General features: G+C 39.3%; 20 protein-coding genes. 8 read left to right on the top strand and 12 right to left on the bottom strand.

All coding sequences use genetic code 11. The features are described 5' to 3' along the window. Positions 1-231 precede the first annotated feature (231 nt). Together ACYQ03_RS15520 and ACYQ03_RS15515 are read left to right on the top strand one after the other, a co-directional pair. Positions 232-525, top strand: a complete 294-nt coding sequence (locus ACYQ03_RS15520; RefSeq protein WP_459910881.1) for a hypothetical protein — start codon at positions 232-234, stop codon at positions 523-525. A 70-nt stretch (positions 526-595) separates the two neighbouring features. Beyond that, the gene (locus ACYQ03_RS15515) at positions 596-1,072 is read left to right on the top strand and encodes a gamma carbonic anhydrase family protein (protein ID WP_459910880.1); all 477 of its coding nucleotides are present in this window, start codon (positions 596-598) and stop codon (positions 1,070-1,072) included. A 48-nt stretch (positions 1,073-1,120) separates the two neighbouring features. Here the strand turns inward: ACYQ03_RS15515 and ACYQ03_RS15510 are convergent, their stop codons facing one another. The 3 genes from ACYQ03_RS15510 to fni all read right to left on the bottom strand — a co-directional run bounded on the left by ACYQ03_RS15510 (position 1,121) and on the right by fni (position 3,769). Then, on the bottom strand, positions 1,121-1,420 hold the full coding sequence (locus tag ACYQ03_RS15510; RefSeq protein WP_459910879.1) for a hypothetical protein: 300 nt from the start codon (positions 1,418-1,420) through the stop codon (positions 1,121-1,123). A gap of 268 nt (positions 1,421-1,688) precedes the next feature. Beyond that, positions 1,689-2,636 carry a hypothetical protein gene (locus ACYQ03_RS15505; RefSeq protein ID WP_459910878.1) on the bottom strand — a complete coding sequence of 316 codons (948 nt, stop codon included), beginning with the start codon at positions 2,634-2,636 and terminating at the stop codon, positions 1,689-1,691. A 77-nt stretch (positions 2,637-2,713) separates the two neighbouring features. Further along, the gene (fni, locus tag ACYQ03_RS15500) at positions 2,714-3,769 is read right to left on the bottom strand and encodes a type 2 isopentenyl-diphosphate Delta-isomerase (protein WP_459910877.1); all 1,056 of its coding nucleotides are present in this window, start codon (positions 3,767-3,769) and stop codon (positions 2,714-2,716) included. 265 nt (positions 3,770-4,034) lie between these two features. On the opposite strand from fni, the gene ACYQ03_RS15495 reads away from it, so the two are divergent. Continuing rightward, positions 4,035-4,997, top strand: coding sequence for a metal-dependent hydrolase (locus ACYQ03_RS15495; RefSeq protein WP_459910876.1), 963 nt, complete (start codon positions 4,035-4,037; stop codon positions 4,995-4,997). Positions 4,998-5,062: 65 nt separating this feature from the next. Here ACYQ03_RS15495 and typA read toward each other — a convergent pair whose 3' ends face one another. The 5 genes from typA to ACYQ03_RS15470 form a co-directional block, all read right to left on the bottom strand. Continuing rightward, positions 5,063-6,889 carry a translational GTPase TypA gene (gene typA / locus ACYQ03_RS15490; RefSeq protein ID WP_459910875.1) on the bottom strand — a complete coding sequence of 609 codons (1,827 nt, stop codon included), beginning with the start codon at positions 6,887-6,889 and terminating at the stop codon, positions 5,063-5,065. A 243-nt stretch (positions 6,890-7,132) separates the two neighbouring features. Further along, on the bottom strand, positions 7,133-7,309 hold the full coding sequence (locus ACYQ03_RS15485; RefSeq protein ID WP_459910874.1) for a hypothetical protein: 177 nt from the start codon (positions 7,307-7,309) through the stop codon (positions 7,133-7,135). Positions 7,310-7,395: 86 nt separating this feature from the next. Beyond that, positions 7,396-7,740: a hypothetical protein gene (locus ACYQ03_RS15480; RefSeq protein WP_459910873.1), complete on the bottom strand. Its 345-nt coding sequence runs from the start codon at positions 7,738-7,740 to the stop codon at positions 7,396-7,398. 20 nt (positions 7,741-7,760) lie between these two features. Then, entirely contained in the window at positions 7,761-7,973 is a 213-nt protein-coding gene (locus tag ACYQ03_RS15475) for a hypothetical protein (protein ID WP_459910872.1), read from the bottom strand. Continuing rightward, the gene (locus tag ACYQ03_RS15470; protein ID WP_459910871.1) at positions 7,973-8,167 is read right to left on the bottom strand and encodes a cap-binding protein; all 195 of its coding nucleotides are present in this window, start codon (positions 8,165-8,167) and stop codon (positions 7,973-7,975) included. The genes ACYQ03_RS15475 and ACYQ03_RS15470 overlap by 1 nt, the downstream gene beginning before the upstream one ends. Before the next feature lie 137 nt (positions 8,168-8,304). Here ACYQ03_RS15470 and ACYQ03_RS15465 point away from each other — a divergent pair, with 137 nt between their 5' ends. Next, entirely contained in the window at positions 8,305-8,646 is a 342-nt protein-coding gene (locus ACYQ03_RS15465) for a phage holin family protein (protein ID WP_459910870.1), read from the top strand. Between the two features lie 192 nt (positions 8,647-8,838). Then, the gene (locus ACYQ03_RS15460) at positions 8,839-9,093 is read left to right on the top strand and encodes an alpha/beta-type small acid-soluble spore protein (protein WP_459910869.1); all 255 of its coding nucleotides are present in this window, start codon (positions 8,839-8,841) and stop codon (positions 9,091-9,093) included. 192 nt (positions 9,094-9,285) lie between these two features. Here the strand turns inward: ACYQ03_RS15460 and ACYQ03_RS15455 are convergent, their stop codons facing one another. Then, positions 9,286-10,779: a S1C family serine protease gene (locus tag ACYQ03_RS15455; protein ID WP_459910868.1), complete on the bottom strand. Its 1,494-nt coding sequence runs from the start codon at positions 10,777-10,779 to the stop codon at positions 9,286-9,288. Positions 10,780-11,068: 289 nt separating this feature from the next. On the opposite strand from ACYQ03_RS15455, the gene ACYQ03_RS15450 reads away from it, so the two are divergent. Continuing rightward, entirely contained in the window at positions 11,069-11,257 is a 189-nt protein-coding gene (locus ACYQ03_RS15450; protein ID WP_459910867.1) for a 4Fe-4S dicluster domain-containing protein, read from the top strand. Between the two features lie 49 nt (positions 11,258-11,306). Here the strand turns inward: ACYQ03_RS15450 and ACYQ03_RS15445 are convergent, their stop codons facing one another. Then, positions 11,307-11,573, bottom strand: a complete 267-nt coding sequence (locus ACYQ03_RS15445) for a DUF2619 domain-containing protein (protein WP_459910866.1) — start codon at positions 11,571-11,573, stop codon at positions 11,307-11,309. A gap of 130 nt (positions 11,574-11,703) precedes the next feature. Between ACYQ03_RS15445 and ACYQ03_RS15440 the strand changes: the two genes are divergently transcribed. Further along, positions 11,704-11,952: a YkvA family protein gene (locus ACYQ03_RS15440; protein WP_459910865.1), complete on the top strand. Its 249-nt coding sequence runs from the start codon at positions 11,704-11,706 to the stop codon at positions 11,950-11,952. 17 nt (positions 11,953-11,969) lie between these two features. On the opposite strand, the gene ACYQ03_RS15435 is transcribed toward ACYQ03_RS15440, so the two are convergent. After that, positions 11,970-12,191: a hypothetical protein gene (locus ACYQ03_RS15435; protein ID WP_459910864.1), complete on the bottom strand. Its 222-nt coding sequence runs from the start codon at positions 12,189-12,191 to the stop codon at positions 11,970-11,972. A 36-nt stretch (positions 12,192-12,227) separates the two neighbouring features. Further along, positions 12,228-12,827, bottom strand: coding sequence for a hypothetical protein (locus ACYQ03_RS15430; protein WP_459910863.1), 600 nt, complete (start codon positions 12,825-12,827; stop codon positions 12,228-12,230). 568 nt (positions 12,828-13,395) lie between these two features. On the opposite strand from ACYQ03_RS15430, the gene ACYQ03_RS15425 reads away from it, so the two are divergent. Beyond that, complete coding sequence (locus tag ACYQ03_RS15425; protein WP_459910862.1) at positions 13,396-14,958, top strand: [FeFe] hydrogenase, group A; 1,563 nt, start codon at positions 13,396-13,398, stop codon at positions 14,956-14,958. The last annotated feature ends 22 nt before the right edge of the window (positions 14,959-14,980 follow it).

Raw genomic sequence — 14,980 nt, 5'->3', positions numbered from 1 at the left:
GTTATCTTATGTTAATTACTAATATTTTCTACCCCTTTCAACACCGACTTTAGTCCTAATAATACCCTTTAATCATTTAACAATATTAGCTAGGCATATACTAAGCGAATATATTTACAAATATCTACAATAAGATAACCTCTATAATCCACAAAAGGTGACAATCTTCCGATTGACATTTTTTGTTAATAAAAGTATAATCAACAAAAAAACTATCAGGAGGATACCATAATGGCATTTGAAGTATACTACCCCCGTTCCGAGAATTACGTATCAGTATCAAAAAATCACATTACCTTGAATCGTAACCTAGCAGCAAAATTGAATGTTGATCACATTGAATTAGCATACGATAGAGATACAAAAGTTATTCGTATTACCGCTTCCTCTCCCGACAGTGGCCTTATACTAAATAAAACCCGTATTGGTGCTAAGGGGTTTTTACAATATTTCGGTATTGATAATAAAGGAAAATTTCCTGCTACTTACAGTGAAGATGAAAACAGCATTTATATTCAATTATAATAATAAGCCCAACCATTGTGGTTGGGCTTATTGGTAATTCCTAAAATCTATAGAAAGGCAGGTTTAGGATATGTCAGTAGATCCTTCTGTTTTTATTGCACCAGGAGCAAAGATATTTGGGAATGTTAACATTCAAGAGCAGGCGAGCATATGGTACAATGCAGTGATTCGGGGAGATGCTGACAGCGTCTTTATCGGTAGAAAAACTAATATTCAAGATTGCTGCATAATTCATCAGGATAAAGGTTTTCCCGTTCACGTTGGAGAAAATGTTACCGTAGGACACGGTGCCATCCTACACGGTTGCGCCATAGAAGATAATTGCATAATAGGCATGGGGTCCATTATACTTAATGGTTCCAGCATAGGAGAAGGAAGCATAATTGGAGCTGGTACACTGGTAAAGGAGGGCCAAGAAATTCCACCTGGGTCCTTAGCGGTTGGCTCACCCGCCAGAATCATTCGCAAACTAACTGAAGAAGAAAAAAACAAAATAACCCAGTCCGCCCAGCATTATCATGAAATGGCTTCCAAATTATCAGAGTAATCTTCAATAGGAAATATTAAAGGACCAGGTATTACCTGGTCCTTTAAATTACTCTCCGCTTTCATCAAGGATCAATCCTTTGCCCTTATCAAATTCCTCTTTGGATAGGTAAAAAACATCACAGATAGTGTATTTATGGAATTTACTATCCAGTTCTTTTTCGTGCTGGTGTCCATAAACAATACCCCTGGAAACTGCCTTATCTTCAAAGCTAAGTAGGTATAAGTCCCCTTCTTTTAAAATCCGGCAGGGAACATCGTAGGTTTGTGAGAATTTAATGGCAGAGGGCAGAACCCTCTCAAAATCTTCAGATTCCAGAGTAAAGGCAGGATAAAGGTAAGATCGCACTTAAATAGTCTCCTTTCATGACTTGCTTACCTTATGTGTATTCAACAATGATGTTTTTTGACCTTTATGCAAATGGTGGTAGAAATGCTGCCTTTATTCCATATTCTCCACAACTGTTCACTTTTATATGAAAATAATTCCAAAGCTTCCATGATGATGCATATAAACAAACAAAATATGTTTAATATTAACGGTTTTTACTATTGCTATTAACTTATAGCAAAAACAAGGAAAAAATTACAATCTCTTATAACCTGTGCAAAACCAATTAATCACAACTGTCATACTCCTCAAAGCTTCGTGTATCAGTAATCTCTACATAGACCTCCCGGTTTAATAATTGATCTAAGCCTTGCCTAATTACCCTATAACCAGTTTCCCCCTCATCCACCACCTGTAATTCAATCCTTTTTTCGACATTAGCTTTACTCTCCCGATAACGAATGGTTAGGTAAACCCAGAAAGTTTCTGGATTTCCCCCTTCAGAACGAATTCTTTGCACCTTGATCTGATCAATTTGGGAAATAATATTTTTCAATTGATCATTATCCATTACTCCAGGTTTATGGATAGTTTTTAAGGCAAGGTTAAGGTCCTGCTGGTCGATGGTATTGATTAATACTTCGATCACTTCATCTGGACTCATGGCTGTTACCATCTGTTTAAACCTTCCCGCTGCCTTCCAGATCATCATTTGATGAGCCAGATTTTCTTTTCCAGATTGGTGTACTTTGCTGTCACGGAAGTGGATACAGAAATGCCCCCTAAAATTGTTCCCCCTTATGGCTCCGGAACCGTGGGGCATACCATTCATTGACGCAGCAATACGGCGATCTGCCACCTCCAGAACAATGGCTTTGCGTTTCCAACTCCACTGTCCATTGTAGATGACATGCATAATCGCCGTATCCTTGGCCGTTAAAGGTTGCACATCCGCATGATAAGTTCCGCCCCGTCGCTGTACTCGAAAACTTAACCCTGTATCTACATCAATGACAGTGGCGTTGGCATAACGGTAAAATATTTGATCAACTTCTTCCCACGTTAAAAACTCACCCCGTTCAATTTCCGGCGGTACACTGTGAGGAAGGGGAGTTACTTCCGGTGGTTTTAGGGCTTCCCAGATTACATTGCCTAATGTTAATAGGCACGCCAGTACGATAAACAATCTTAGTAATTGTTTTGGTTTTAAAATAATAAAAACAGCATTTTTCACTGGCCCGTCCCCCAAGGTTTCATCTACCAAATAATATGGGGGGACAGTATTTTTATGCCAAATAATTAAAAATTTACTTAAAAAATTCCTTCTCTCCTGGCATAATGATCAACGTAAATTCCCCTGCGACATAACCAGTGATAGGTATTCCCACTTATAATTAAGGGCACTCTTTGTAAATCTTTAATTGTCCGAGCCCCTAGCATCAGCATAAGTCGATGGATATCCGATATTAAATCCGCTAGGTATGTGTTTAATTGATCATAAGAACCTTCAACCAACACCTTTAGGAATGGCCGTGCCATCCCCACCAGAGGACAGCCCATAGCTAGAGCTTTGATAATATCTAGTGCATGCCTTATCCCTCCAGAGGCTATGAGATTTAGATCTTTCTTTTCCAGGGATAGACCTTCCAAAGAACTGATAGCCGTTGGAATACCCCAGCTAAATTCAGTCTCTTTACCACACCTAGCCTCTTCAATGGCCATAAAATTCGTCCCCCCGGAGCCACCTACATCTATATAACTTACCCCTACCCCGGCGATGCGACGGATACTCTCACGACACATACCAAATCCTACTTCCTTAACAATAACTGGCACTTCCAGGTCACGGTTTAGCATATGGATGTTCTCTAGAATCCCCTTAAATTTTCGGTCCCCTTCCGCCATTGCCAGTTCTTGAGGTGCATTTAAGTGCAACTGAAGTCCATCGGCCTTAATCATCTTAATAGCTGCTCGGGCTTCTTCCAGTGTACAATCCGCCCCTAAATTGGCCAATACAACACCCTGGGGATTCATTTCCCGAACCACCGAGAAACTATACTGAGTAGAGGTATCCTCCAGTGCAGCCCGTTGGGAGCCTACAGCTAGGGCTACTCCAGTTGTCGCTGCAACTTTTGCTAAGTCACCGTTTATACCTTCCAATTCCTTATGTCCACCTGTCATGGCGTTGATTAACAGGGGAACCGATAAATTTTTCCCCAAAAATTTACATCTTGTATCAATTTCCTCCCAGTTTAACTGAGGTAAAGAATTATGTACAAGCGTTATATCATTAAAACCATTGGCTCCCTCTATGGACTTTTGCTGCAAGGAAAATTCAATGTGTTCCAATTTTCGGTTTAACCGCAATTCTCTGCCCCCTAATTTTATATTGCCTGAAATAAATCCGAATTAAAATCTTGACTGTCAACCAGCAGCTCAGGAAGTAATTTGCCATTAGCACTTAGCTATTAGCGGCATGCAGGCCAATTTGACTAATGGCAAAGGGCTAATAACTAACAGCTAATATATATTCCCCCAGTTCCATGTATTCCCTCCTCCAGGTTTAATAATTTGACAATTTTCTCCGTATTTGGCTAAAATATATAAAACGCAACTAAACATGGAGGAAAATATGGATACAGCAACCCACCTACTTACTAGTCTCGGTGTAGCAGCCCTTGGGCAAAACATTCCCACCTTGAAAGAGAAAGATACTCAGAAGGCCATATTCTGGGCAGCAGTAGCTGGCTCTCAAATACCAGATTTAGATATTATCTATCGCCTAAAAAGCGAATTGGCATACCTAGAAGTACACCGGGGCTTTTCTCATTCTTTTCCCGCTTTATTTATTATTCCTCTTTTGATTATGGTAATATTGCGTTTATTTTTCCCTCGCTTGTCCAAGCCATTGATACTAGTAGTGGCCTTTACTTCTACCCTACTGCATATCTTTTTGGATCTTCTTACCAGCTATGGCACCCAATTCCTTTGGCCTCTATCAGATAAGCGATTGGGCTGGGATATTTTGATGATTATTGATCCCTTTATATTATTAGTATGTGCCCTTGCTATTGTGACTGGTAAAAGATCCAGCCTATCTCCAGTAAAGATCTTCACCACCATGTTTGTTGTTATTGGTCTATATATTTTGTTGCGCACTGGTATTCATCAAAAGGGATTATTAATGGTTAACGGTAAATATGATATGGAAAAATATCGATCGATCAGCGTACTACCGGGGTTTGGACTGAATCAGTGGGGCTATATACTGGACCCCTATGATAAAAGCAAGCCTATTATCGTGGGGCATTTAAATATCCTAGAAAGAAAAGTTACCGAGGAACACCAATATCTAAATGACACAGGTCCAGTGGTTGATGCTGGGGCCAAAACCCCTGTGGGACGGGTCTTTATCAAATTTGCCCGCCACCCACTAGCAACAGTAAAAGAAACCGGCACCGGCTATCTTGTCAGTTGGAGTGATTTAAGATATCGTTACCAAAATCATCATCCCTTTACAGCCTATGTACGATTTGATAAAAACTTGAAATTGTTAGGCAGTGGTTTAGGAAGAAAATATACATATGAAGATTAGCTTTAAACACAGACATAAGAAAGGGGGTGACTCAAAGGTCCTTAAGGACTGAGTCACCCTCTTTTCTAGGCTTGTTGGGCAATCTTCTTTGCCCGTACCCTTTCATTCTTGTCTAAAAACTTTTTGCGTATTCTTAAGCTCTTAGGTGTAACCTCCAGCAACTCGTCATCACTTAAATACTCTAGGGACTCTTCCAAACTCATAATTCTAGCTTCTTCTAATTTTACTGTGGCTTCAGCAGTACTGGAGCGGTGGTTGGTTAATTGTTTCTTCTTACAGATATTCACTTCGATATCTTGTTCCCTAACATGTTCTCCCACTACCATTCCTTCATAAACCTTGGTACCAGGGACCACAAACAGTGTCCCCCTATCTTGTACGGAGTTCAGACCATAAAAAGTAGTATCACCTGTTTCAAAAGCAATTAACACACCCTGATAACGGCGGCGAATTTCCCCTTTATAGGGTTCATAACCGTGATAGGTATGGTTCATAATGGCTAGACCTCTGGTTTCAGATAGAAGCTGGGAGCGGAAGCCGATCAAACCCCTTGCGGGTACCTTAAATTCCAACCGCAGCTGTCCAGGACCATTGGGACCCATGTTAATCATTTCACCCTTACGGTTGCCCAGCATCTCCATAACTGGTCCCATTTTATCTTCTGGAATATCCACCAACAACATTTCCATTGGTTCCAGCAGCTCTCCGTTATTACCACGTTTGTAAATAACCTCTGGTTTAGAAACCTGTAGTTCGTAACCTTCCCGCCGCATGGTTTCAATTAGGATGGACAGATGCAGCTCACCGCGACCAGCTACTTTCCAGACATCTGGAGAATCTGTATCTAAAACCCGTAAGCTTACATTCTTTTCCATTTCCTTATAAAGTCTAGCTCGTAACTTACGGGAAGTTATGTGCTCCCCTTCCTGACCAGCAAAGGGACTATCGTTAACCATAAAGGTCATTTCTAGAGTCGGTTCATCTACTTTAATGGGCGGTATGGCTACTGGGTTGTCTTTGTCTGCAATTGTCTCACCAATTTTAACATCTTCCAAACCGGAGACCACCACTATTTCCCCACAGCCAGCTTGAGGTACTTCTACCCGCTCAAGGCCTTCAAAAACATACACACGTCCAATACGGTTGTTTCTGATGTTACCATCATGATCAATTACTGCGACAGTTTGCCCACCAGAAATACTACCTTGGGATATTCTTCCGATGGCAATACGACCCACATAAGTATCATATTCGGTATTATTCACCAATATCTGCAGGGGTGCTTCAGGCTCCCCTTTAGGGGCTGGAAAATGTTTTATGATGGTCTCAAATAAAGGCTTTAAATCTGTTCCAGGTTGGTCAAGGTCCATAGTTGCTTTGCCCTCCCGGGCAATGGCATAAACAACTGGAAATTCTAACTGTTCATCATTGGCTCCTAGTTCAAAAAACAGTTCATATATCTCATCTACAACTTCATTAATCCTGGCATCGGGTCGGTCAATTTTATTAATTACAACCACTGGAACTAAATTTAGTTCCAGGGCTTTACGTAATACAAACCGCGTTTGGGGTAAGGGACCTTCGGAAGCGTCTACCAACAGAAGTACGCCATCTACCATTTTTAATACCCTTTCCACTTCACCGCCGAAATCTGAGTGACCAGGTGTATCCACAATATTTATTTTATAGCCTTGATAGCGTACCGAGGTATTTTTGGCGAGGATGGTAATGCCTCGTTCCTTTTCCAAATCGTTGGAATCCATAACCCGTTCTTGAACTACTTGGTTTTCCCGAAAAATACCACTTTGTTTTAACATCCCATCAACCATCGTAGTTTTCCCGTGGTCTACGTGGGCAATAATAGCAATATTTCTGATCTCCTGTATATTCATAACTTCCTCCTCAAAGGGTCTACGTAATAATTTTTCCCAAAGATTAATTATATAACACCTTTGTTAAATTGAATATGTAAAAAATTTACTTTTCTCTCCTTTTTCGATAAAATTTATATTAAAAAGAGAAGCAGCCCTCAGGCTGCTTTGGTGGCTATTTAAAAAAGTATGGCTCCGACCATAATTTTTCTTATGCTTTTAACGAATTAAACTCTCAATGTAAAAATTTCAGAACAGGAGTCCTTAACGGAATCGATTCTGATATTGAATACTACTTTGCCTACGTTCCCAGGGACGGCACATTTCAATGGATACACCGTATTTCTTGTCATCATCATAAAGTAAGCGAAACACTTTGTTGCCAAGGGTGGAAAAGCCTAGATACAGAGCACCCAGTAGAGGAATAATAACTTTCTTCATTAACCACACACTCCCTATAATTATCCTCTACATCTTTCGTCATGTAATTCCAAAATCCTGCAAAGGAACCTTATATTTGTAAAAAATTAATTATCTATTTGTATACATATATTGATCTGGTATTCATCCTGCTTTACTTGCTTAATAGCTAACTCATCCACCGTCTCATTATCCCAGCATAGTTTAATTTCCAAAGGTAAAGAGGTACCGCTAACATCTATTTTCCCTTGGCGCATCCAGTCATCATTTAGACGCACAAAAACAAGCTCCATCCGATTGTTCCTAAATAACTTGATTCTTGACTCTCCAACAATCTTATAGAAAAGTGTATATTCCTTTATCTCTTTATTTAAAAAATCTTCTTCCGCCATCGTAAACTCCAGTTGACCTCGGGTTTCCATGTCATCAGTAATACTGCTGGCTAAATCCATGCCTTCTCCCCCTTTAAAACTCAGATACTTCCACAACCCTTTCTGAATTCTTTTATGGTTAATTGAACGCTAGGATTATTTAGAATGGTACGTAAGATAGAGACAATATCATAGGGCTCATTGGTCACTGTTTGTTCAGCATACTGTAATGCTGCCTCTTCGTTATCAAAAGTTGAGATTTCATCAACTTGACCATTTAACAACTTTACTACAGAATATACATTAATATTCATTATTCTGTTACCTCCTGCTCAGTAATCTCATAATCAGGACAGTCCTTTAAATATTCTTGGAAAGAATTTATAGCCATTTCTAGTCCATCAGCAAAACCATTATTGTATTCACTGGTAGACATACCCTTAATATAGTGAAGATAAATAATCGTGTTTTTTTCCCACTGTTTTAGTTGCTCCTGCAAAGAAGCCAAGTATCAATGCCCCCTTCCCAAAATTGACAATATCTTAAAGTTTATTGTTTCTATTTAAATTAGGATTATCCTTCAAGTTTTTATTAACATTGACACAGTATCAACTTGAACATATGATTAAACTGGAGGTGCAAAAAATGAGTTGGATAATAACGCTGCTATTAAACAGTGCGGCACTGTTAGTAGTTGATTATTTTATTGACAGTATCCACATAGTCGGTTTTACATCGGCTGTTCTGGCAGCTATTTTAATGGGCATTGTAAATACCTTCATTCGTCCTATTTTAGTAATCCTCACCTTACCAATCAGTTTTTTGACTTTGGGTTTCTTTATCCTAGTGATCAATGCAATCACCTTTGGCTTGGTTGCCTTGTTTGTTCCGGGGTTTGAGATCAGTAGTTTTAGTGGTGCTTTTTTAGGGGCTATTCTTACATCATTCACAAGTTGGATCTTAAATGCAATCTTTAACGACCGTTAATATGAATCAAGTCACTCTAAGACTAAACTAATTTTATACAAAAACATAATATTTAGAAACTATTTTTCAAAATGGCAGTACTACCTGATCCTATAATTAATGACAAATATTATCTCGTATTTAAAAACCCTCTTTGACCATAATAAAGATAGACCCACAAATAAAAAAAAATTTTTAAGGAGGGTTTCAAAAATGGCTAACAATACTAACGAATCTGTAACTCCCGGTGCTGGTAGTGCTCTTGATCAAATGAAATTTGAAATTGCTAGCGAATTAGGTCTCTCCAACTATCAACAAATCGATAAAGGTTCCCTACCCAGCCGTGTTAACGGTTATGTTGGTGGTAACATGACTAAGAAAATGGTTGCTTTCGCTGAGCAAGCTCTACGTAGCGGCAACATTGCCCAAGTTGTTAACTCTGCTCCACTTGAAAAACCTCAACAATAACACCACGGCAGGGAAACCGGCATAAACCAACAAAGGTGTCGGTTGAGCCCTCACCGCAACGGGAGAGTTTAAACTCTCCCGTTGTTTCTTTATTATGATAAATTTTTCAAAAACAATGAAAGGAAATATATAGATTTTCTTGAAAAATTGATTAGAACAAGTAAAAGCCTGGCCTAAGCCAAGCTTTTTTGCTTATTCTCCTGGTTTTTCAAGGGGCTTTTCCGATTCTTCATTTGTTGGCCCAGCTTCAGTTGTAGCTTCTGCTTCACCATCTCCCGCTACACGCTTATTTTCTGCCGTTGACTGAACAAACTTCTTCTTACGTATTACCACAACAACTACAGCAATTAAAACTGCGGCCACAGGCACACCAAACAATATCCATTCAGGAGTGGATTTATCCCTCCCCTCACTGATAGCCTTTGTACTGTCTGCCACAAAGGTTTGAACATATGCATGACCCGGACACAGGGCAGCTACCTCTTGGAATTTTTTTAGGGCCTTCTTATAATGTTCCTTATAGTATAAATTAATGGCTTCCTTATAAGTCTTGGTGACTAAGCTTTCACTGGGTTTTATATTGCCACGATCCAAGAATTCCTTCACCACTGAAATTGGAACCACAAAATTCATACCAGCAATTTCTTGACCAGTGGCTGCATCCACTGAGCCAAAGGTAGCCAGACCAATAACTTCACCCTTTTCATTAAATACCGGTCCACCAGAATTACCATGGGTCATATCGGCATTTGTTTGAAAAATTGACCAGCCACCTTCCATTGTCTTCTGGGCACTGATAATCCCCTCAGTTAAGCTTGGCTGAGCCTGACTGGATTCAGATAATAACGGATGGAAAGTTGCCACGCCAGGATACCCCATGACATATATTTTGTTTCCGGTGCTCAAGAGGTTAGAATCGCCGATAGGCACGGTGGGTAAGTTATTTTGTCCTTCCATTTTCAGAACTGCTACATCTTTTTTGGGAACGGCTCCCCCTGCCTGGACTACTTCTGCCTTTAAACCCTTTTGAAATAATGGTTCACCAGGTATTTGTACCCCCATGCCAATGTTATAGGTTTTTGTAAGATCTAATACTTTAATGTTTTCTAAATAATAAGTAATCACCATATTAGTGATTGCTTGCAGTACATAGTCCCGAGTATCAGTTGGGATGTTGTCAACACCTTCCCCGATCTCTCCCATAAAACTTTTAACCGATTCTTCCAGGATAGGTCCGCTCAATTGTTGTTTTAATAATTCTTCATCAGGTGCCACAACGTGGGCATTAGTTACTATATAGCCATCTGGAGTAATAATAAAACCGCTTCCCACAGCTCGATAACCATTTTGAATTACTTCCTTTTGACCACTTTTTTGAAGAAATTCTAGGGGTTTTGCATTCATTTCATCAGCTAAAGCTTTCCACATAGCCGACTCGTCAGCCGGAATTATCCCTTGCATGACTTGCTCAATAATATTATTTAGTGTGTAATTTAGTTTATTCTCATCTAAATAGGGGTAGGCAACCTCAACATTCGCTTCAAAAGTTGCCTGAACCATAACCACAGCCGGTTCTGCAATTTTTGCCATTTTGGTCGTATCTGAAGTGTCCGCGGCTACGCAACCTGCATTGGTTAACACCAGTAATACGGCCAATAAGATAATTAAATATCGTTTGGCAAACAACCTTACTCATCACCCTCTTTTCTTAAAAATAACCAAGAACCAAGCTCAAATCCCCCCTTTACCGAGCAACACCTGTAATTTAAAGCTATATAAAAATTTATGCTATATTGAGGTAAATAGTTAATTTACTTTAGAGGAACTGGTTTGTAATATTTTCCATGCCAGGTTTATTAATACTCTTATAACAATAAATCAATAGTTGAATTGGTTAGTTAATTCATTTATAATTAGTGATGTCCAAAATGCGACAATAAATTTAAGCAATGTTTCTAATAGGGAGGAATTGCTAATGTACATGGTATCTATTAATCAAGACAACTGTGTTGGTTGCGCCGCTTGCGTTGATGCTTGCCCTGCAAAACTCTTAGGTATGGAAGATGATAAATGCGAAATCATCGGTGATGCTGTAGAGTGCATGGGCTGTGAAACCTGCATCGGTATCTGCCCTAATGAATGCTTTTCCATTATGGAACTATAAGAATACAAGATAAAACAGGGGACGTCTGGTTAGGACGTCCCCTGTTTTTCTATTTGGAAGTACCTATAATAATAAGTGCAGCCCCCATTATAATCATGACAAGCTTCATTAATGGTAGTTTTCCTGCCAGTCCTGTCACTCCCACTAGGTTAATTAATAATAAAATGAGTGGATTGGTTACAGCCAGCACAGCATTAATTCTCAGTCCGGCTTCTACTGTAGGATATTTAAACATTAAATAAACTGCAATCAGGGAAATAATAGCTAAGGAAAACCTTAAATAAACCATTATTTTTGCAGCAATCCCAGCCTCCAATTTTTTTACCTCCGGTAGATAATCTATTTCTATTGTGCTTCCTCAAGGGTAAAAAAATGTCCCAAATGGTACAGGTATTTGTAGGTTTCACAAAGAAGACTAATACAATAACATCAAAGGAGCGGTATTTATGGATAATTACTTAAAGAAAATTTATTTTTTTATCCAGGCATTTTTAAATCCTGCTGTTCCTAAACGTTTTAAATACGAGACTGTTATCTGTTTACTTTATTTCATTAGCCCAATTGATTTCGTGCCTGACTTTATACCCCTAACAGGAAAAGCCGATGATATCGTGATCATGTTCTGGGGTATTAAGCGCATTTTTGACATTGCTAAATTTCATAGGCAATTCATTAAAAACAAGAACACTCCGTAATTCACGGAGTGATTTTCTTATAATAAATACTTTAACGAGTACACGATGAAGCAAATGACTATAAAAATACTGACATATTGAATTACCTTACTACGGGAATCGTAATCTCTTCTTTTTTTGCCCCTTTCTTTCTTTAGCTGTTTCAGGGCAGGGTCTACGTAGTTTAGCTTCTTTAGTTTTGGCTTTGTTCGAGGCGTGAATGGGATAACTTTCCCTTTTACTTTTTCTCTTTGTGCCATAAAACACCCTTCTCCCTATTCCACTATAGCCATGCTTTATTCTATATCTTCTTTTCCAATGGCATATCCTAAACTAAAAATATCCCTTAGTAGATTATGTATTAATATCTCCGCCCATTGAACAACCTTAGGATTTGGCTTGCTTTTATAAATCCGGGCCGGTTCGTTGGATACCTCAGTAATCATCTCACGGATATCATATTTTTCCTCAAATTCCTTGGAAGTAAAGATTTCAGCACCTTCTTCAATGGATTGGTTAAACTGTTTTTCTAAACCACTGAAATAACTAACAATTTCGTTTAATTCTCCCAATACACCCTGTAGAGCTGTTTCCATGCAATAATCAAAGAATTGCTTTTGTTCTGATTCAGGTAACTCGTTAAAGAGTTTTTTCCCTTCCTTATAGTAGTAAACCTGACAATTGGCTACATTACCCTTTTCAAAGCCAGTGCCATCAAAAAATTCTCTGATGCGCTTTTGACCCAAAGAGCTTACTGAACGATTATCCTCTAAGCTTGCTATAATCTCTGGGGGACCCAGTTCACATTTTATGCGTAATACTTTAACATCCTTAATATAAAAAATGTAGAATTCTCCGTATCTTTTACTTTTAACCTCTTCCGGGATAATGTTCAATCCCCCCTTGCCTGCTAGATGAACTCCTAATGCACTATTAGTAAAATTCACTGCTTAATGTTAAAATTCCTTCCACCAATAGTAAATTCTCAGTAGTTAAGCTCTCAAGATTACTATTATTTACTTTTTATGAACTTTCTAAAACAATTATTAAAGAATGGTTGACGTTATTGTGATTTATTTCACTTTGTTTTAGCCATTTCTTCACTTATTTAAGATGATACCATAATTATTGCAGAGTTTTCTCTATCTAAATAAATACGTTTTTTAGCAGATACATACTGCAGCTAATAAAAGTGCAAGAAATATTGTCAAGAAAGTTTGACATTTTATAATATTTGTACTTTTCTTTCTATTAATTATCGTAATAGATGTAAAATTAATTTTTCATATAAATATTTTTGCAAAAAAGAGGTTTTTTAAATTTTGTGACAAATATTACTTTACGTGGTTCATGCTGCATTTTGTCGAATTCGGCCTTTTAGCCGACAATTCTTTAAGTAAACATATTACGAGCAGAGTTGTTCGGCTGCTAAGCAAAAAGACTTATAGCAAAGGGGGAAAACCTATGCAGAAGCAACAAGAGGTTAAAGAGAAGCAAGTGCAAGTCACCAGAAGGGGCTTCCTCAGGATGATGGGGGGAATTGGTCTGACTGGAATTACTGCAACCATTGCCGGTTGTAGTACAGACCCCGCAGGAGGTAAGGGTTGGATGCCTCAACAGTACCAGGTTGCCAGTTCCTTTCCTACTCAGGTAAAGGGCCGTATTCCTATCGATCCTAGTAACCCTTCCATTATAAGGGACGATAAGAAATGTGTCCTTTGTGGACAATGTGTCGAAGTCTGCCAAAGAGTTCAAACTGTTTATGGTTACTATGAGCTCCCCATCAAAAATGACATTACCTGCGTTAACTGCGGACAGTGTACTTTATGGTGCCCCACTGCAGCTATCACCGAGCGTGACGACATTGATAAGGTTGTGGCAGCTCTCCAAAACAAAGATATCCACGTGGTTGTTCAAACAGCCCCAGCAACTCGAGTTGGTCTTGGAGAAGAATTTGGCATGGCACCCGGAACCTTCGTAGAGGGAAAACAAGTTGCCGCATTGAAGAAACTTGGTTTTGATGCTGTCTTTGATACCAACTTCTCAGCAGATTTAACTATTTTTGAAGAAGGAACTGAATTAATTAAGAGAATCTCTGGAGACCTCCACGAACCTTTGCCCCAGTTTACTTCCTGTAGCCCTGGCTGGGTTAAGTTCTGTGAATATTACTACCCAGATCTCTTACCACATATGTCAACTTGTAAATCCCCTCAACAAATGCTAGGTGCACTGATTAAAACCTATTATGCCAAGGAGAAGGGAATTAAACCGGAGAATATTTTTTCCGTGTCGATTATGCCCTGTACTGCCAAAAAATTTGAGTCATCCCGTCCTGAAATGAATAGTGCCGGAAAACATGCTGGTAAACAAGAACTAAGGGATGTAGATGTTGTTCTAACAACCCGTGAGCTGGCCCGTCTGCTTAAAGCCAAAGGTATAGATTTGAATTCTCTGCAGGATGAAAAATATGATACCTTAATGGGCGAAGGTACTGGTGCAGGCCTAATCTTTGGTGCCACCGGCGGTGTTATGGAAGCAGCCATACGCTCTGCATACTTTCTTATCACCAAACAAGACCCACCTGAAGCTTTACTTAATCTAACACCGATCCGTGGCTTGCAGGGCTGTAAAGAGGCAGCAGTGGATATTCCAGGGGTGGGAACTGTAAAAGTAGCCGTTGTGCATGGCCTGAGTAATGCACGGCCAATATTGGAAGCTGTCCGCAAAAAACAAGCTCCTTGGCATTTTATTGAGTTTATGTGTTGCCCTGGCGGTTGTATCAGCGGTGGTGGTCAGCCTCGAACTTCCTTACCACCCTCAGATCAGGTTCGTCAAGCTCGTATTAATAGTCTATACAACGCAGACGCCCATATTTATGCCAAGAGGAAGAGCTACGAAAACCAAGAAGTTCTGGCTCTTTATGAAAAATTTCTTGAAAACCCGAACAGTCACCTGGCCCATGAATTACTCCACACCCACTATACCGACCGAGGTAAGCAACTGACTGTGAAAAAGAACAACGCTTAATCTTACATATTCCGGGAGGTGA

The sequence above is a fragment of the Desulfotomaculum defluvii genome, assembly GCF_054657375.1.
This window is presented reverse-complemented; position numbering and strand designations above follow the sequence as displayed.